Origin of the sequence: Haematospirillum sp. 15-248 (assembly GCF_012102665.1) — a bacterium.
Taxonomy (GTDB): Bacteria; Pseudomonadota; Alphaproteobacteria; order Rhodospirillales; family Rhodospirillaceae; genus Haematospirillum.
On record NZ_JAAVTF010000009.1, the window covers coordinates 53,597 to 71,081 of the forward strand.

The 17,485-nt window shown below is 56.0% G+C and carries 13 protein-coding genes; 3 read left to right on the plus strand and 10 right to left on the minus strand.

Going from position 1 to position 17,485, the window contains the following annotated elements; translation table 11 throughout:
* Window positions 1–17: 17 nt before the first annotated feature.
* From HEQ72_RS08630 to HEQ72_RS08655, 6 genes are all read right to left on the minus strand, one after another.
* A complete protein-coding gene (locus HEQ72_RS08630) occupies window positions 18–398 on the minus strand; it encodes a MarR family winged helix-turn-helix transcriptional regulator (protein ID WP_168023125.1) in 381 nt (126 codons plus the stop codon).
* Between the two features lie 188 nt (window positions 399–586).
* Window positions 587–802, minus strand: coding sequence for a hypothetical protein (locus tag HEQ72_RS08635; RefSeq protein ID WP_168020422.1), 216 nt, complete (start codon window positions 800–802; stop codon window positions 587–589).
* A gap of 244 nt (window positions 803–1,046) precedes the next feature.
* Window positions 1,047–1,694, minus strand: coding sequence for an acetyltransferase (locus HEQ72_RS08640; protein ID WP_168020420.1), 648 nt, complete (start codon window positions 1,692–1,694; stop codon window positions 1,047–1,049).
* Between the two features lie 27 nt (window positions 1,695–1,721).
* Window positions 1,722–2,480 carry an SDR family NAD(P)-dependent oxidoreductase gene (locus HEQ72_RS08645; RefSeq protein ID WP_168020418.1) on the minus strand — a complete coding sequence of 253 codons (759 nt, stop codon included), beginning with the start codon at window positions 2,478–2,480 and terminating at the stop codon, window positions 1,722–1,724.
* Window positions 2,467–2,712, minus strand: coding sequence for an acyl carrier protein (locus tag HEQ72_RS08650; protein ID WP_168020416.1), 246 nt, complete (start codon window positions 2,710–2,712; stop codon window positions 2,467–2,469). Before HEQ72_RS08650 ends, HEQ72_RS08645 begins: the two co-directional genes overlap by 14 nt.
* A 52-nt stretch (window positions 2,713–2,764) precedes the next feature.
* Complete coding sequence (locus HEQ72_RS08655) at window positions 2,765–3,892, minus strand: aminotransferase class I/II-fold pyridoxal phosphate-dependent enzyme (protein WP_168020414.1); 1,128 nt, start codon at window positions 3,890–3,892, stop codon at window positions 2,765–2,767.
* Between the two features lie 129 nt (window positions 3,893–4,021).
* Between HEQ72_RS08655 and HEQ72_RS08660 the strand changes: the two genes are divergently transcribed.
* On the plus strand, window positions 4,022–9,808 hold the full coding sequence (locus HEQ72_RS08660; RefSeq protein WP_168023126.1) for an AAA family ATPase: 5,787 nt from the start codon (window positions 4,022–4,024) through the stop codon (window positions 9,806–9,808).
* A gap of 47 nt (window positions 9,809–9,855) precedes the next feature.
* On the opposite strand, the gene HEQ72_RS08665 is transcribed toward HEQ72_RS08660, so the two are convergent.
* From HEQ72_RS08665 to pseB, 4 genes are all read right to left on the minus strand, one after another.
* Window positions 9,856–10,986 (minus strand): hypothetical protein, encoded by a 1,131-nt coding sequence (locus HEQ72_RS08665; protein ID WP_168023127.1) that lies wholly within the window; start codon window positions 10,984–10,986, stop codon window positions 9,856–9,858.
* A gap of 357 nt (window positions 10,987–11,343) precedes the next feature.
* On the minus strand, window positions 11,344–13,467 hold the full coding sequence (pseG, locus tag HEQ72_RS08670; RefSeq protein WP_168023128.1) for a UDP-2,4-diacetamido-2,4,6-trideoxy-beta-L-altropyranose hydrolase: 2,124 nt from the start codon (window positions 13,465–13,467) through the stop codon (window positions 11,344–11,346).
* Window positions 13,467–14,687, minus strand: a complete 1,221-nt coding sequence (pseC, locus tag HEQ72_RS08675) for a UDP-4-amino-4,6-dideoxy-N-acetyl-beta-L-altrosamine transaminase (RefSeq protein WP_322099503.1) — start codon at window positions 14,685–14,687, stop codon at window positions 13,467–13,469. The genes pseG and pseC overlap by 1 nt, the downstream gene beginning before the upstream one ends.
* A 22-nt stretch (window positions 14,688–14,709) precedes the next feature.
* Window positions 14,710–15,774, minus strand: a complete 1,065-nt coding sequence (pseB, locus tag HEQ72_RS08680; RefSeq protein ID WP_168023129.1) for a UDP-N-acetylglucosamine 4,6-dehydratase (inverting) — start codon at window positions 15,772–15,774, stop codon at window positions 14,710–14,712.
* A 313-nt stretch (window positions 15,775–16,087) separates the two neighbouring features.
* Here pseB and HEQ72_RS08685 point away from each other — a divergent pair, with 313 nt between their 5' ends.
* Window positions 16,088–17,008: a flagellin gene (locus tag HEQ72_RS08685; RefSeq protein ID WP_168020408.1), complete on the plus strand. Its 921-nt coding sequence runs from the start codon at window positions 16,088–16,090 to the stop codon at window positions 17,006–17,008.
* A gap of 145 nt (window positions 17,009–17,153) precedes the next feature.
* Window positions 17,154–17,474 (plus strand): DMT family transporter, encoded by a 321-nt coding sequence (locus HEQ72_RS08690; protein WP_168023130.1) that lies wholly within the window; start codon window positions 17,154–17,156, stop codon window positions 17,472–17,474.
* Window positions 17,475–17,485 lie beyond the last annotated feature (11 nt).

Consider the following 17,485-nt stretch of genomic DNA (forward strand, 5'->3'; position numbering starts at 1 on the left):
ATCCCGGAGTCAGGGCATCAGCCATGCAGGCGGCCGTGCCTGTCTACAAGCTGTTCCCTGATCGTCTCACCTTTGGGGCTGAGTACGATGATACGCCGCCGCGCGTCGTCTTGGTCCGGTTGGGTTCTGACAAGCCCCAGTCCGCCAGCGCTTTCCGCCAGGACTGCAACTTGCCGTCCTATCGTTGGGGTTGAGGTTCGCAGTTGCCTTGCAAGGTCCCGGAAGCAGACATCCTTGGTGTGCCCAAGGCAGGCCTGCACGAAGACAATCACGCTGTTGAGCGGGATATCCGGATCAATGGTCTTGAACAGCATAAGGCAGCGCTCAAGGTATCTGAGTCCGGCGTCGGTATTCCGCGTTGTCATTGTTGCGGGTAGATGATTCAGGCGTATGGACATGCAGAGCTTCCCCATCAGTGCTGTCTGTCACCAGAGCCTAAACCTTATTCGCGTATAATTCCAGATTAATACTACTTTTAATGGTTCTGCCTTCTGTGGGTTCGGTCTTTTGTTGCTTTTGTGCAGACATAAAGAAGCGCACGCCAGTCTTGCAATATGGCGCGCGCTTCTTTTGGCAGCGGGATATCTTACTCGGCTGTTTCCAGTTCAACCTGGCGGAACCGGCGCTGGTCAGAAATGACATCACAGCTGTACGTTCTGGAATCCACACGGGTTGTCAGATTGCGCAACCGGGCATGCGGAACGCCGTGGCCATCCGTATAAAGGAACTCTACTTCCCAGAGCGAGCGCGGGTTTTCAACCCCCCTGAATCGCTGTCCGAGTTCTATTGGTTTGCGAGCCATAAAAGTCCTCTATTCTTGCACACGTCACACGCAACAACAAAAGATGCAGGCTATAAAAAAAAACGCCGACACCATTCTGTTACCAGTTTCTGTCACAGCGCAGCATTCTAGTGCATTGGCGCATGGTGCGGCGAGCTTTTTTATGACGGCAAGGTGTTGCCCGGTTGTTGTTGTGCATTCATCTGGACAGGATAGCGGTATAAACGACGCTCTTTCCTGCATGCATCCGACAATGGCAGGCTTGTCATTTTCCGACTGCTGCGGGCATGGGGAAAGCCCGTGCCGGGTTCCCCGATGCAGTCAATCCTGGTCCGACATGTGTATAGACAACGGAGCCCGCAGCAACACGCCCATGATTTCCTATCTGGCATCGTGCTGTGACAACGGCCCCTGATCCAATCAGGACGCAGCGACCCGTTTCAACCCACCCATTGAGCACACTGTGTGGGCCAAGGGTTGATCCATCGCCAACTCTGGCATCATGACCTATGGCCGCGTGAGTATTGGCCAGCACATGTGCTCCTAGGCTGGCCCCGGTTCCTATGGTGACAAATGGTGCAATGACACAACCCGGGCCCGGTTGGATACCAGGCGCAGGCCATGCCAGTGGATGAACAAGCGGCGGGGCAAACAGGGCGCCCAGGTCGTGTAGTCGTTGTGCAAGGGAAAGGCGATTTTCTGGGTCACCCAGCGCAACAATAACCCTGTCGCCCTGCGAGGGTTGCCAGTGCTCTATGGGCTCAGGCTGTGGCAGGGAAAGACCCGCTATATCCGGCCTTGCACCCGTGTCATCCAGAAAAAGAACGGGAACCTGGAAGTCCGGGCACTGGCTGGCGTACACGGCAACTTCACGACCAAGGCTGCCTGCGCCAACAATGATCAGGCGTTGCATGCTCTTCCTCGCCTTTCTGCTGTCGTGTCAGATCACCATGCCGCCGTCGATGCCCAGTGTTTGACCGGTAATGTACGATGCGGCATCGGATGCCAGAAAGCAAACAGCGCTGGCGACATCATCGGGTGTACCTGGCCGCCCCATTGGAATGCTGTCCATGTGATTCTGTCGCGTTTTTTCATCCAGGTGTTCTGTCATGGCTGTATCGATGAAGCCCGGTGCTACGGCATTGACCCGTATGTGGTCACGCCCCAGTTCCTTGGCAGCAGACAGCGTCATGCCGATAAGGCCCGCCTTGGCCGAGGCGTAGGCAACCTGTCCTGCATTTCCGCGCAGCCCGATAATCGAGCTGATTGTAACCACAGCACCCCCGCGCTTTCCACGGCGCATCAGGCGGCTGGCTGTTTGCAGGTTCAAGAGGGCAGCCCCCAGGTTGGTTCGTAACATCTGGTCCATCCTGTCAGGACTGATCATGCCCAGTCTGGCATCGTCCAGAATACCGGCATTGTTGACCAGAATGTCCAGCCGTTTGCATCGGGTATCAATTGTCCTGTACAGATCGGATACAGCCTTTGGGTCAGCGGCATCTGAAAGCAGGGCAAGACAGTCCTGCCCTGTCTCTGCGCGGATTGCCGTGGCTGTTTTATTCAGGGTTTCCCGGGATTGTCGTCCGGTAATAATGACCTGTGCTCCGGATCGGGCCAAAGATCTTGCAATGGCTTGGCCAATGCCACGGCTTCCCCCTGTGACAAGGGCGACTTTGCCTGACAGATCAGCGTGATACATCGATACCGTACCGCTCAAGAATCTCGACGGCTTTATCAAAGCTCGACAGTTCTATGATATCCTGTGTTTCCATCATGACTTCGAAATTATTTTCTATGGCAGCGACCAACTGCATGTGTCCAACAGAATCCCAAGCGGGCACGGCGCGATAGGCCAAGGAATGGATATCAATACCCTCGGGCAAGTCCAGGCTGTGCAGGAATGTATCAATCAAACGACGACGGGCAGACATGGGTACGGGTATCCTTCTTTGGTATTTGGTGCCCTGAAGGCATATGGTTTGTTCATGCTGTGGGCTGTTTCTGGCGGATGTGTACGCGAGCCGTATTTGCAATGCGCTGTATCGTTTCGTGATCCATGTCTTCGGAAAAAGGAAGCCCGATTGTGCTGCGTGCCAGATGCTGTGCGACGGGTGTATCGTGTGCCGAGAAGGATGCGAAGGCGGGTTGCTCCGGCAAGGGACACGGCCACCAGCGGCGGGTTTCAATATGTGCCCGTGCCATATCCCTCTCCAAGTTTTCTATGATAGCGGGCTTTGCCGATACCAGGCATGTAGAGGTAATCCAGTCCTGCCCCCATCCGGGAAGCAGGCTTATCTCATCGACCGTGGACAACGACCGGCGCATGGCCCTGGCGACGCTGTATTGACGGGACCGGCGTTCCGGCCATTCCTCCAAAGCCGCGAGGCCTACGGCTGCGTGATATTCACTCAGCTTGCCATTGATTGCGATCCGCTCTGCATTGCGTACCCCGAGGTAACCGAAATTTCCGCAGCATGCGGCAGCACGACAGAATGCGAGATCAAGCGATACGATAAACCCACCTTCCCCGATACCAAAGCATTTGGTGGCGTGAAGGCTGACAACTTGCGGAATATGTGTAATACGCAGGCTGTCAAACCCTGATGCAGAGTCAATGACGACGGCAATGTTGTGATTGTCTTGCAGGTCTTCCCAGGCTGCTGGATCCAGTGGTTGTCCGAAGGCCCTGACAGGCATGGCTGCGCGCAAGGGGGGGGCACCTTTGTGGCGGTTGTGTGCTGCGGCCAGCACGGAATCCGGAGTGATGGTCCAGCCATTCTGGCTGACATCCAACAGTACAGGTTCCAGACCGGCAGCCAGGACAGCATGGGCGCAGGCCGGAAAGGTCCAGGCCGGAATGGCGCACGCCGAGGGACGCGGCAGATCCAGAGCCAGCAGTGCCATGGTCAAGGCTGCTGTTCCGCTGCTGGAAAGGACGATTGCGTCAGGAGGGGCACCAAGACAGGACGCAAGGTTGGCCCGGAACAGATTGGCCAGTGGTCCGTGGTTGGAATAGATGCGCGTTTCATCGATCTGTTTCAGCCATGGAAGGAGATGTTCCGTCCGTGGAAGGGAAGGGCGAAGGACCGGGACACTGTCAGGGAAAGACATGGAGCCATTCCAGAGAAGAGGACGAGATAATCCGGGGATGGAAATGAAAAGTAAAAGCCCCTTTATGGTCATGCCATTGCATGTCCCCGTCGTCAATATTTGCGCATAATCCGTTAATGGCGAGTGATTGTGACACGTTATCCTGCCATTGTGTATGATCGCTTCTTGACATTCAGCCGGGGAGTCCGGTTCTCTATGCGCCTGATTAGTGGTTACACTTTGGAATCATGCCTCCATGCTGGGCGTATACATACAGTATGGCGCGGTCGGCGCGATAGCGATGCCCTTGCTGTTGTGGTTAAATATATCAACACCGGCCTGCCGTCTCTGGATGCCGTCGAGCGTTTGTACCGCGAGTATCGGCTCCTTGTTCGTCTGGGGGGGACTGTAACGCCTCCGGCTGTCGATTTTCTGGAAGATCAGGCTGGCGTTGTTCTGGTTATGGCTGATACCGGTGCCCGGACATTGGCAACCGAGATCTCGCGTGGTCCCTTTGACCGTACGACATTCATTGATACCTCGATCGGGCTTGTGCGTGCGCTGTCGTATCTGCATGCGGCAGGCCTTCTGCACCGCAATGTATCAACTGTCAATGTTCTTCTTGATCATGATGGTACCGTACGTTTGGCTGACCTGGACGCGGTTCTGGACCGGACAGATCCGGCGACATTTCCCTTGCCACCCGAACTGCCACAAATGCGTTCCGTGCATGGTGATGGTCGCGGACCTGTCCGTCCGGATGATTTCCGTAATGACTACTATGCGCTTGGTTGCGTTCTTTTTGAGATGCTGACGGGGAACCTGGTACGCTCCGGTTCTTCGTCGGTTCAGGTTGCCTTGCGCAGTCCGGGTATTTCACGCCCGTTGGCAGCTATTGTACTCAAGTTACTGGCTCCGGCACCCGAGGACCGATACCAGAGTCTGGTTGGCCTTGAGGCTGACCTTCTGGCATGCCGGACACCTTCTGCTTCCCCTGTACCTGCTACGGATACGTCATCGCGTGCCGTAGGGTTCCACCCCGGTCGCTTTGATCGTTTTGAACGGTTTGCCCAGCCCAGTCGTTTGTATGGACGATCACGCGAAATCACGATGCTTCGCCGCTGTCGCGACAATGTTCTTAATGGCGAGGGTGGTTTCGTCATGGTTTGCGGACCGGCCGGGATTGGTAAGACAACCTTGGTGAATGAGGTGTTTCCGCTTTCCGGTCATTTGATGGCTGTCATGGTTGCCCGTTTTGGTGGACGCGAAAGCCGGTCTCCCCATGGTGTTCTGGCAGAAGCCTTCTCGGAGTTTGTTGCTGGTCTGCTGGGGGGTGGAGAGGCGGATCTGCACGCGGCCCGCGCCCGTCTTGAGGCTTTGCCACCGGATTATCTCGGAGTTTTGCTGGATCTGGTACCTGACCTTGCCTTGATTGTTGGCCGCCGTCCTTTGCCTGATCCCCTTCCGCTCCGTGAGAACCAGGCGCGATTGTTCCGGTCTGTTTTGCGTTTCCTGCAGGCTGTTGCTGGTCCATCCAGGCCCCTGGTTCTTGTCATGGACGATCTGCATGAAGCGGATTCCTCCAGTATTGCCCTGGTACGTTATATCCTGGCCGAGGGTGACCTTCGCCACTTACTGGTTGTTGTTGCGTGGCAGGAAGATGCGGTGGGGGCCAATCACCCTGTTTCGTCCTTGCTGCGTCGCAGTGACCGTAATGGAAGCATGCCACCTCTCGTCGCGCTTGGCGCCTTGTCGGTTGATCATGTCGTTGCCCTGCTGACAGATATGTTCGGCGGTGCTCCATCAGGTATAGAGGAGCTGGCCAACCTGCTTATTGTCCACAGCGGGGGGAATCCATTCTGGATTCATACGCTGTTGCGTATATTGAATGACCAAGGGAAAATTGTGCTGGACCGTACCACATGGACGTGGTCCTGGGATGGTGTTGCTCTTGCCGAATACCTGTCTGTCCATGAGCCCCGCGACGCTTTGGGTCAAGCCATTGATGACCTGGGAGCAGAGTGCTGCAAGATTTTGATGACGGCGGCATGCCTTGGATCTCTTGTATCCATGGATCTCTTGACCCGGGTTGTACACCTTGCCCCCGCTGTTATTCTCGAGCGTCTCGGTATTGCCCTGGAGCGTGGCGTTCTGCTTTTGCCTCATGCTCCTGTTCCTGATCCGGATGGCGGTCACGGTGTTCCCTGCCTGATATTCAATCATCATCTTGTTCGTGATGCCGTTATTTCCCTGATATCGGAAGAGGATCAGGCGCTTCACCATCAGATGATTGGCCTGACCTTGTGTCAGGAATTGGGCACCGATGCCCCCTCTGTTCTTTTGTTTACAGCACTGGACCATGTGCGCGCCGGCCATATCGAGCAGGATGATCCCCGGCTTGGGGGGCGTCTGGCCGAGCTGGAGCACGAGGCAGCCCGGCGGGCTGCGGCCTTGGCAGCCTATGCTGTGGCCTATGACCATGCCGTCTCTGGTATCGATAGTCTTGGACCTGATCCATGGCAGTCTCACCCCGTTCTGGCCCATGATCTTTTTCTTGCGCAAGCGGAGTCAGCCTGTGCACTGGATTTCAGGGACAGTCTGCAACATGCTGCGGATGCCTTGCTTGCCGGGACGGGGGATGTTGCGGCGGCAGCACCGGCTCTCGAGTACCGTATTTTTTCCCTTGCCGCAGAAGGGAACCGGGCGGAAGCTATGGCTGTTGCCGTTTCTGCTCTTGCTTCCATGGGCCTGAATGTTCGGCCCGATGACAATTGGCTTGGCCGTATCCTGACCAAGATTCGGTTGTCTTGGCTTCTTCCTCGTTTGATGGCGACAGAACCTCGTGCAAATTCTGATGCCAGTCGCTCGCTGGATGCAGCAGTGGGGCTTCTGTTTACAGCGGCAACAGCTTGCTTCCCATCAGGGCCGGCCCTGTCTCCGCGGGCTGTTACCGTGCTCGTCCGGCTTGCGTTGGACAGTGGGACGCCGGGATCCCTTGCTGCCGCACATGCCTCGGCGGTTATGCAGGTTGCCAGTGAGGGGCGTATCCGTCTGGCTGAAAGTCTGGCCCGCCGTACAGTCCGTTTTATTGCCGCTCTGCCTTCCGGGATGATGCGGGTTCGGGCAGAGCTGGCTGCGCGTTGCCTTGGGCTGCATTGGGGGGAAAACCTGCATGCTGCCCGCGATGCGTTGCGTGCCTGTGCCGCCGAGGCAGGCCGTATCGGGGATGATGGCTCTGTTGTCATGGCCATGGGACTTTCTGTTGAACTGGCTTTCTACAACGGTGGGTCTTTGCCCCAGCTGGCCTCTGAAACCTCAGGAACCTTGGAGTTCTGCCAGCGCACGGGAAGCCGTGACTTTCGTCCCTGGTTGATGACGGTTCAGCGTACCTGCCGTCTTTTGATGCAGGACAGCCTTGTATCTGCCGATCTTCCCGGGCTTCTTGAGGAGGAGCGTGCCTTTCTGGAGCGTCTTTTCAATTCGGCACATCCTGCGCTGGCAGGCGGGGCTGGAATTGTTGTGCTGTTTCTCGCGGTCATTTGTGGAGAATACGGTCATGCCCTGGAGTTTGCACGTCGTATCGCGGCTGTTGCACGCCGTATCGAGGGTACATTATCTGTCGCCATTTATGACTGGCTCTATCTCCTGACGATTCTGAACAGTCGCAGTGTTGGCGAATCCGAGCGGCGGCTGGCACTGCGGCGCTTTCTGCCCCTGATGCAGGAGCGAGCTGATATCGGGCCGGTGAATCATCTGCAACGCCTGTTGCTGGTCGAGGCCGAAGTTGCCCGCGTATCGTTCCGCCTGACAGTGGCCGAGGGCCTGTATGCCAAAGCCTTCCAGACAGCAGCGGATAACGGTATTTATGCTGACGAAATCCTGATTTGTCTTATGGCGGCATCCTTCCATGACGGGCAACGCCAGTCCCGTATCGCCTTGTCGTGGCGGCGGCAGGCTCTTGATGTTGCACGCAGTTGGGGAGCAGAGGGACTGGTATCTCTTTTGCGCAGCCGTTGGGTTGATTTGCGTGATGATGTGGGAGAGCGCCCCGGGCGATCGGTTAAAACATCCCGCGAGGGAGGTCTTGATCTTGCGACCGCCATGCGGGCTGCCCGCGTTATTTCCGGCGAGCTTCAGCGCTCGGTCCTGCTGGAGAATATTCTACGAATTACAATGGGTGCTGCAAGTGCCAGCCGTGGGTTGTTATTCCTGAGGGGAGGCGATGGCTGGGCTATCGAGGCTGAAAGTGATGCCTCAACAGCGCGGGTGGACAGTATCCGGCGGCCGGTTGCTGTAACCGGGGATCCAGGGCAGAATGATGTTGCGATGCTGTTCAGTCCGGCTGTTTTTGCCTTGGCCGAGAGCACTGGCGAACCCGTGCTGCTGGATGATGCGACGAAAACGGGTCCGTTCGTTCTGGATCCCTATATCAGTCATACCCAGACGCGTTCCTTGCTGTGCATGCCCCTCTCAAAAGGCGGCGCACCCGGTGGAATGCTATGGCTGGAGCATGCCCGGACCGCCGGCCTTTTTACACCGGCCCGGATGGAGTTCTTGCACTATCTTGCTGCACAGGCTGTTGTTGCCTTGGAGAATGCAAGGCTCTACCAGCACCTGTCGGCCCTGAACAGTGATCTTGAGACCCAGGTAGCCGAATTGGCCAGAACGCTTGGTCGCCAGAGCCGGTTGGTGGATGCAACCCTGGAATCCATACCCGATGCGTTGATTGCCTGCGATCCAGAAGGGCGACTGGTGGCCTGGAACCGACGGGCCTGTGATTTGTTCCGTATTCCACCGGGTTTGCGACGACGGGGAACGCCCCTGTCATCTGTTATGGAAGCTGCCGTTGCACCGGGTTCTGCAGATACCGATGCTGTGCGTCTTCTGGAAAGGGGTGGGCGCTCGCAGGGTGCTGATGGTGGCTCGGAGATGGAGAGTGCTGACCTTGTTTTTGCCGATGGGCGGATACTGCGGGTCCGGCGGCAGGTGATGCCTGGCGGGGGGGAGGTCCTGATTTTCAGGGAAGTTACTGGCGAGCTGAAGCGCGAGCAGGAACTGGAAACGGCGCGCACGGCGGCAGAGCGTGCCTTGTCTGATTTGCGCAGCGCCCGCCATGACCTGATCCAGGCAGAAAAGATGGCATCCCTGGGTGAACTGGTAGCCGGCGTTTCCCACGAAATTAATACCCCGGTTGGTGTGACCCTGACAGCCGCTTCTTTCTTGATGGAGCGGGCCAATGTGATCAACCGCCAAATGGCATTAGGGGTGTTGCGTAAATCCGAGTTCGAACAGTTTGTGGCGCAGGCCACGGAAACGACGTCCCTGATGGTAGCAAATATCCAGCGCGCGGCAGATCTGATCAACAGTTTCAAACAGATTGCTGTTGATCGGAGCGGGGGTGAAAAAACGCGCTTCCGGTTGTCGGAGTATATCAATGATGTCTTGCGTAGTTTCGGGCCCATGCTGCGGAAAGCCGGTCATCGTCTTGAGGTTTCCTGCCCCGAGGATCTGGAGATTGTCAGTTGGCCGGGAGCCTTGTCCCAAATTTTATCCAATTTTGTGACAAATGCTGTCATGCATGCTTATGACGAAGGGCAGAAAGGCATCCTGTCCGTCAGTGTTCGTCCGATTGTCGGAGGTATGCTGGAGCTGGTGTTTGCTGATGATGGAAAGGGAGTATCCGGAGAAGTGAGGGACCGTATGTTCGATCCCTTCTTTACAACCCGTCGCGGATCCGGTGGATCGGGGTTGGGTCTGAACATTGTGTTCAATCTTGTGACCGGTGTTCTTGGGGGAACGATAACGGTGGACTCCGAACCTGGAAGAGGCACCCGGCTTGTTATCACTATGCCGGTTGAACCAGAAGGAGCAACGCAAAGTGGGCCTTTGGCAGCCCTGACGGTTACAAACCAAGGGCCGCCACGTCTTCACGACTGATCAGGAGACAATCCGGATTTTGCTTCTGATCGAGGGCAGGCCCATGCCTAGACGGAGACCTTGAGGATCGTGTCAAAAATCTTTGCGTTCCGGATCTTTTTCTTGAGAAGGAGGGGATTGTCCCGGATCTTGAGGACAGAGGCATAGGTTTGTGAGAGCTGTTCACTTTGCATGACAGAGCGCAGCAGAACCTGGGCCTTCAGGGACTCCTCGCTTTTCAGTTTCTCGATTTCCGCTGCCTGGGCTTCCGCAGTCTTGATATTCTCGGCATCAATTGATGCAACGGCAGCTTTTGCCCTTTGTGCATAGAACTCAGCGGTAATTTTCATGCTTTCAATGCGGGTCTTTTGTACGGCAATGGTGCCCCGCGCAGTCTCGATATCTTTTAGCGCACGCGCACGTCCGTCATCAGTTGCCAAATCTTCGTAGAACCATGAATCAGCAACGTCAAGCCCACTACGTTTCAACGTAAAGCCTGTCATTGTTTGCGGTACAGCGGTGCTGGATCCGATCGTGAAGTCCACAGTTCCATCGGTATTGATTGCGTCCAGGCGCACACCACCGGTTAGAAGACCAGAATTATTGGTTGCTTTCCCATCAACATACTCGATCAAGGAGTTTGATGTTCTGTCTGCTTCCCACCGGATATTATCTTTTTCGAGGGAGAAGCGCGTAGAAAGATCCCGCCCATATTCAATCTGTTCGCCCTCAGTGATTCCGGTCCTGTAGATCAGTCCGCCGCTCTGGCTGTCCAGAAGCGGGGTTCGCCCCCGTGCACTGGTAATGGAGACGTCCATGGAGCGGATGTAAGACTGAAGGGTTTGTGCATAGGCTTTCAGATTCTCCGGTTTCTCAACAGAATCAGCCGTTGCCTTCTGGACGACGTACTTCATCTGGGGCAGCATTTTGGAGATATCGGTCAGAGCCTGAAGTGCATAGTCAATCTTGTCAACGGCATCCCGCACACTGTCTTCGGCACGGGACCATTTTGCGCGATCCAGACCGTTTGCCGATACCGATGCGGCATAGCGATCGCCGATCATGGTCGCCTTGGCATTCAGCTGATTTTGTATGGTTTCCTGAAGCTTGGCGGTTACAACCAAAGACTTGTTGAACGTATTGACAGCGGTCAAGACGTTGGGTGTTGGCATTCTGCGTAGTTGGGTCAGGTCTACCATAAGTTGCCATACCCTTTTGTTAGAAACTCCTGACGGTAATGCTGCCAGAAAAGCCTTACGGAAAGCTTTCCAAACACAGCTTACATAGTGCGTGCTTTGCCACGGCGAGTCATCCGCAAAGAGAAGCAAGGTGTTTCACCATTCCCCTGCGTTGCTTTTTCTCGTTGTCCAACAAGGAGGAAGAGGTACGGATTGCTTCCGGAAGACTCGTGTCAGATGTCAAAACATGTCTGTTCTGCAACGAATCGCGGGCTATGGAGTCCCTTGCCGTTTTCAAGGGGTGGCTGGAGCAGTCTTGTGCCCGATTCGTTTTGCAGGATGGGTGCCGCAGGCTGTATCCGGGAAGCGGGGATATGTTCATGACGATGGCTCCTGTACAAACAGGTTGTCGGCCCGGGGTGTGTATCCGGCCTGTATCAGTATGGTGTCCGGGGCTATGTTTTTACGGACATGAAACCTCTCCTGCGGGGCCAGGCGACGGGCCAGGATCAGGGCAGCTTCGATCACATCTGATGCCTCTGTTTCCAAGGATACTGTGAGCATCATTGCTGGCATTTTTGCATTCTCATCATCGTTACCTGCGTTGGCAGATATCTGTTCCAGTGTTAGTGATCCGGCCTTCTGACCATCGACCAGGATATCGGATACGAGATGATCGTGCCCTTGCACCTTCTGCGTTGCTGGTTGGGCTGGATAGAGGATAACGGAAGACCCTGTCGGGGTAAGGACTGGAAACAAGGCACACATGGCCCGTAACAAGCCACGTCCGTCACACAGGGATGATGCTGTTTGCGCCATTGCCGCCCGTTTGCCCGGATTATGGATCAGGGCTTGTATTGCCCTCTCCAGGTCATCAATCCGGAGATCATGCCGGGATCCCAGATCCAGCGCGGCCCGGTGATCTGACAACAATGCACTTGTTTCCTTCTGGTTGTCAGCAATCTGGATCAGGATGGATGGCAAGCCAAGACAACACCGCTCAAAGGCGCTGACGCCTCCGGCACCGATGGCCATGTCAGCCTCGAGAAGCAATGCGGGTATATTGTCCGCATCAATGTGAAGCTGTGCGGGGGGATCACACTGAGCGGCCGCTGCCCTGATAGCCTCCAGCCATGGTGAACCCGAGCCAATGACAACATCAATGGACAGGCCACGGCCCGCTGTGCGCAGGACACCCAGAACCAATGATGTTGTATTGTCCGGATCGGTCAGGCCGAATGAGACCACAATCCTTTCGACAGGCTGCATGCGTTTACGCCGTTCCAGTGCCTTGTGACGCACGGCCTGGAATGCAGGATTGAGAATTGCCCAGTCGGGGCCACACAGCCACGGCCCTGGTCCCGCCGGGGGCAGGGGAATGGCAGACAGAACAGCGCCGCAATGCGGGCGTCCGGGGATGTCATCAAGGCTCAGGAGTGTCCTTGCCCAGCCGTACAGGCTCTGTTCCCACGTGATACCCAAGTCATAGTGATCGACGACAAGAAGGTCGCAGCCATCGGGCATCCAGTGACGCAGGGCATCAGGGTCCATGACGGAATCACCCGATAATTCAAGGGTTCCCGGTGGCTTGGTCCGGCCTGTTGCCTCAAAGCTACCCGCCGCAACAGCAAAATGACAGGACCAGCCCATGGCTGACAGCCCATGGCTGAGATTCAGGCAGCGCATCAGGTGCCCCCCTCCGCGCCTTGGATCGGCATCACACCGGATGATTGCCGTCTTGCTTGTACGGAGGGCATCTGCCCGCAGCGACTTTTTCAGCCCTTCCAGACGGTCATGTCCGGCATTGATGGATGCCAGTTCGGGGTACCGATGCATGATGGCTGCCGGTACGGACCAACTGAAACGGTTTTCATCCACAGGCATCCTGGAAAAAAGAGTGCGCAGAAAAACCAGATCATCCGGGGTATCAAGAGTCCAGCGCCACAAGCATTCCGGCTCGCCCGGGCCGGGCAGGGTGGCCTTGCGCGCAGCCGGATGGTTACGGATAAAGGGACCAACATGTTCCCGCTCGCTGGGGCGACGGGCTTCCCTGTGGGCACGGTCAAGCCATTGCAGGGTGAATGCCTCTGCTTCCAGTCCGTGTGGCCACAGAGGAGGAGCCGCATTGCAGGCATAATCGATATCGGTCGTAACCAGTGCCAGAACCTGTCCATTGACCGCCGGGTCTGTCAGCGGGCAGTCGCTGGTGACCCTGAGAATGATATCGGCGCCAAAGGCATGGGCTGCGCCGTGGAACCGCGACAGGACGTCATCGCGCGATCCCCTCCATACGGGAAAGCCAAGGCGGGTTGCTTCCTGTACAACGGGTTCATCGGTTTGTTCGTCGGGGATTGCCACTACAACCTGGTTTACCCCGGGTGTTGCGGCACATCGTTCCAGGACATGTGCCAGAACAGTCTTTCCTGCCAGGTCTTCCAGTACCTTTCCCGGCAAACGGGATGATGTCATCCGGGCCTGGACAATGCAGACTGTTTTGGTCATCAAGCCTGCAGCTCCGGCAGGGACTGCAGGGTATCGACAACGCGGTCAACCTGATCGACAGTCATCCCCGGGAACAGGGGCAATGACAGTGTGCGGCGATAATATTCCATGGCACCCGGTAGTTCAGCCCATGGACTGTGCTGGCGGTAATAGGGCTGCGTATGCACCGGGATATAATGAACCTGTGTTCCTATACCCGCCTTGTGCAGTGCGCCCATGACATGTGCCCGGCTGGTTCCGGTAGCGTCAAAGTCGATCAGGGCGACAAAAAGGTGCCATCCGGTCTGTGGGCGGTGCAGGTTCTTCAGCGGACGGATCCGGGGAGCCATGGGAGCAAGTCGCTCGTGGTAGCGGGCGACATGGGCTGCTCTGCTTTCCAGGAACCGGTCCAGCTTGCCAAGCTGGCTCAGGCCAAGGGCGCACTGGATATCGGTAATACGGTAATTCGGGCCGATATCCTGTAGCTCATAGTACCATGGATTGGCGTGCTCTTCGGTAAACCCCATGTCCCTGTTCATGAAGGCAGCTGGCTCTCGTGTAATGCCATGACTGCGCAGGCGCTGCAACGTATGTCCCAAATCGGGGTCTGCGGTGGTGACAGCCCCGCCCTCGCCGGTGGTAATCGTTTTGACAGGATGGAACGAGAAGCACGTCATATGTGCCGTGCTTCGGTCACTGCCGACCGGAATGCCACCCGGTTCCCGAGACCCCAGCGCATGAGCGGCATCCACCACTACGGTACAACCGGCACTGCTGGCAATATCAACCAGAACCGGGATATCGGCGCTTTGTCCGGCAAAATGAACAGGCAGGACAACACGGGGAATCAATCCATCCGAGCGGGCCCGGAACAGGGCGGCTTCCAGATCGCAATCCCGCATCAGTCCTGTATCTGGATCGACATCGGAAAAGACCACGTGCAGACCGATAAAACGGGCCACGTTAGCCGTGGCTGCAAAGGTAATGCTGGGAACAATCGCTGCATCCCGCTTTCCTGGTTGCAGGTTCAGGGCCAAGAGTGCCAGGTGCAGGGCTGCTGTGCCACTGGAGCAGGCGACGACAGAAGACGCTTCGACGCGCTGACCCAGCGCGTGCTCAAAGTGTGTGACAAACGGCCCGGTGGTGATCCGGTCTCCACGCAGGACCTGCACGACAGATTCTATATCGTCCTCGTCAATAAGCTGGCGCCCATAAGGCAGGAACGGTTCCAGGCTCATCATGTTGCTCCGGCGTAGTGCCCACCTACGATGAGGAAAGAAGATGGCGTTTGTCAGGAAATTTGCTGTGAACGGCAGACAGAAAAGCGTCTTGGTCAATCCACTCGTTATTTTTGTCTGATGTATACGAGAAGGACTCATCAACCGGTGTTGCCCCGGCAAATTCCCGGCGCGGTGTGTCTGAGTGCGTTGGTACCGGCAATAAAATGTAGCGGTCCGGCAGTTCGAGCGTAGACCGGGCATCGTCCAGGGGGATCATGGCTTCGTGCAGTTTCTCGCCCGGTCTTATGCCAACGGTGTGCAGTTTCAGGTGAGGGGCCATCCATTTTGCAATATCAACAACACGGGCACTGGGAATTTTTGGAATAAACACTTCGCTATCCTGCATCAGAGCCAGACTGGACAGGACGAAATCCACACCTTGTTCCAAGGAAATCCAGAACCGTGTCATCCGCTCGTCCGTTACGGGCAGGCTGTCGACGCCTTGTGCCATCAAGTCCAGGAAGAAAGGTACCACGCTGCCCCGTGATCCCAGAACGTTGCCATAACGGACAACGCAAAAGCGGGGAGAGCCGCCCGCAATGTGGCGTGCTGCGACAAAGATTTTGTCCGAGGCCAGTTTGCTGGCCCCATACAGGTTGACAGGATTGGCAGCCTTGTCAGTAGACAGTGCAACAACCTTTTTCACGCCAGCCCGGATGGCGGCGTATACAATGTTCTTGGCCCCTATGATGTTGGTATGGACGCACTCTATCGGATTGTATTCGGCTGCCGGAACCTGTTTCAGGGCAGCGGCATGAATGACGTAATCAATGTTCCGCATGGCAAATTCCAGGCGCATGCGATCGCGTACATCACCCAGAAAATAACGCATGCAGCGGTGCGTCTCCGGTCGGAAGACAGCCGCCATTTCACTTTGCTTCAGTTCATCGCGGGAGAAGACAACCAAGCGTTTGGGGCGGTAGCGGTCCAGAACCGTGCGCACAAACTGCTGACCAAAAGACCCGGTTCCACCGGTTACCAGAATGGAAGCGCCGTCCAGATCGGGTGACGGAGAGTCGAACCGACGAATGGGAACTGGGTCGTGCATAAGATTTCCCCCTGTTAATGACAATCGGGAAACAATGGTGATTGATAAAATTCCCCGTCGGTACTGTACACGGAATCTGATGCAGATGATGTTTGTTTTTATATTTCATAGCCCTTTCCGGCACTAGGCAATATCTGCCTATATGTTTGTGTTTTGAAGGGGTTAGCCACTAACCATTGGGTAACACTTCTCCTGTAAATGCAGTATTGCGTCATCGGGACAGCCTGCACGGACAGATCTTCCGGGCGCGCTTGTGCTGGAGATCCCCCAGAACGGGGTTGAAGGCATTTTCAAGAATAGAGGATGCAAACCCATGGCTGATATCTCCCTTACTGCCTCCAGCCGGGCGAACCTGTTGTCACTGCAGTATACGCAGTCTTTGGTCAATCGTACCCAAGGGCGTCTGTCAACAGGCAAGGCCGTGTCTTCGGTTATCGATGATGCCCTGAAATACTTTCAGGCCAAATCACTCAGTGACCGCTCCCGCGATCTCTCTGCGCGCAAGGACTCGATTGACCAAGGGATCAATGCCCTGAAGGTGGTGGTCGAGACAACCGAGCGTCTGGAGCAGCTGGCCAACCAGATGCGCGGTATTGTCAACAGCTCGCGTACGGCGACCAAGGAACAGCGGCAGGAATTCACGTCGCAGCTTGGTTCGTTGGCTTGGCAGATCCAGAAGCTGGTGGATGACACATCCTACCAAGGTCAAAACCTGCTGAATTCTTCAGCGGCCAAGCTGACAGTCTATTTCTCTGAAAAAGCGGACTCGAAGCTGGAGATCAACGGCCTGAACTTCAACGCCTCACGCTTGTTCCGTACGACGCTCAATGGCATATTGAGTATGAATGTTTCAAAAGCTGGTTTGGGGATTACTGTTCTCAAGCGCCTCGGATTTACGGCGGCTCTTTCATCCTATAATCTTTCGGTTGCACCGAATCTGGCCAGCTATAACAACTTTGCCGACAAGGTTACCAACCGGTTGGAGCGCACAATCGACAACGTGCGTGCCAAGGCGGCATCCTTCGGTGGTGCGGTTGCTATTCTCCAGGTGCGACTGGACTTTACCAAGAACTATACAAACATCCTGTCTGAAGGGTCTGACAAGCTTGTTCTTGCCGACCTGAACGAGGAAGGTGCAAACCTTCTGGCCCTGCAGACCCGGCAGCAGCTGGGTATTCAGGCGCTGTCGTTCGCCGGTCAGTCTGAACAGTCGGTGCTGCAGCTCTTCAGGTAGTGTGCTGTTTCCTTGTTGCGTACGGGCGGTGCCGGATGAACAACCCGGCACCGTTTTTCTTTGCCACAGTTTGCAAACGTTTCTTATGGTGATACCCGTTTCCGGGCACAGGCGGTGTTGGCCTGTTTATCTGTGGGGTATCGGAATGTCTGTTTACTGGGGGGTCTTGTTTCTGGCGGTTGTTACCGAGGTAATGTGGGCACTCAGCCTCAAGGCCATCCAACAGGAGCCCGGGGTTATGACACTTGGAAGCTGCTTATTTCTGACGGTTCTGAATATCGGGCTTTTGTCCTTTGTCATGAGGGGAATTCCGATCGGGACGGCATATGCGGTCTGGACTGGATTAGGGGCTGTCGGGGTTGTTGCTGCCGGAATCATCCTGCACCAAGACCCGCTGACGGTCCGGCGGGTTGTCTTTACCGCACTGATTGTCTGCGGAGTCATAGGCTTGAAACTGGAATCCTGACTCACGCAAAT

Coding starts and splice junctions, on each gene's coding strand:
- HEQ72_RS08645 (WP_168020418.1), bottom strand. CDS start 2,480: ATGTATCACGCTGATCTGTCAGGCAAAGTCGCCCTTGTCACAGGGGGA.
- pseC (WP_322099503.1), bottom strand. CDS start 14,687: ATGATGAGCCTGGAACCGTTCCTGCCTTATGGGCGCCAGCTTATTGAC.
- HEQ72_RS08630 (WP_168023125.1), bottom strand. CDS start 398: ATGTCCATACGCCTGAATCATCTACCCGCAACAATGACAACGCGGAAT.
- HEQ72_RS08685 (WP_168020408.1), top strand. CDS start 16,088: ATGGCTGATATCTCCCTTACTGCCTCCAGCCGGGCGAACCTGTTGTCA.
- HEQ72_RS08655 (WP_168020414.1), bottom strand. CDS start 3,892: ATGTCTTTCCCTGACAGTGTCCCGGTCCTTCGCCCTTCCCTTCCACGG.
- pseG (WP_168023128.1), bottom strand. CDS start 13,467: ATGACCAAAACAGTCTGCATTGTCCAGGCCCGGATGACATCATCCCGT.
- HEQ72_RS08635 (WP_168020422.1), bottom strand. CDS start 802: ATGGCTCGCAAACCAATAGAACTCGGACAGCGATTCAGGGGGGTTGAA.
- HEQ72_RS08690 (WP_168023130.1), top strand. CDS start 17,154: ATGTCTGTTTACTGGGGGGTCTTGTTTCTGGCGGTTGTTACCGAGGTA.
- pseB (WP_168023129.1), bottom strand. CDS start 15,774: ATGCACGACCCAGTTCCCATTCGTCGGTTCGACTCTCCGTCACCCGAT.
- HEQ72_RS08640 (WP_168020420.1), bottom strand. CDS start 1,694: ATGCAACGCCTGATCATTGTTGGCGCAGGCAGCCTTGGTCGTGAAGTT.
- HEQ72_RS08665 (WP_168023127.1), bottom strand. CDS start 10,986: ATGGTAGACCTGACCCAACTACGCAGAATGCCAACACCCAACGTCTTG.
- HEQ72_RS08650 (WP_168020416.1), bottom strand. CDS start 2,712: ATGTCTGCCCGTCGTCGTTTGATTGATACATTCCTGCACAGCCTGGAC.